1 pseudogene is annotated in these 532 nt (G+C 56.8%); it reads left to right on the forward strand.

Annotated features, from left to right (window positions below):
* Positions 1–131, forward strand: a pseudogene (locus NHN26_RS17390) (IS66 family transposase); the annotation flags it as partial.
* Positions 132–532 lie beyond the last annotated feature (401 nt).

The raw sequence follows: 532 nt of genomic DNA on the forward strand, positions 1-532 counted from the left end.
TCTCCGCCAAGTCCCGCCTCGGCGAAAAGCTCGCCTATATCCATAACCACTGGAACGGGTTGCAGACCTTCCTGACCGACGGCCGCGTCGAGATCGACTCCAACAATGTCGAAAATCTGGTTCGTCCAATTGTGTAAATAGGCGCCGAAACTTGACCCCACTGCGTGGACTTCCCAGTCATTGAAGCAAAAAACTTTCAGCGCCGCAGCCGGGGTCAACGTCGGCGCCGATCAGGACCCCACCTTATCGATAGAAAACGTCGTGATTGCGGAGTGTTGGCCCCCCAAAGGGGAGGTTCACGCTTCCATGCCGATCCACAATCGGACGTTCTCCGAATCAAATTTTTGAATACAGAATGCATTCTCTGCCCATGCGCCTCAAGCTTGGTCGGCCGTGGCGCCTTCAGCCGAGCGCGGCACCTGCAGAGGCGCCGTGGTCTGGACCAGGATCACAAGAACCAGTTGCATCCGCGACCTTCACGATAACCTCCATCGACAGCAGATCGACATTCGTTCCGAGAAAGCTGCCCGCC

This window comes from Rhodovulum tesquicola, from assembly GCF_024128855.1.
Taxonomy (GTDB): Bacteria; Pseudomonadota; Alphaproteobacteria; order Rhodobacterales; family Rhodobacteraceae; genus Rhodovulum; species Rhodovulum tesquicola.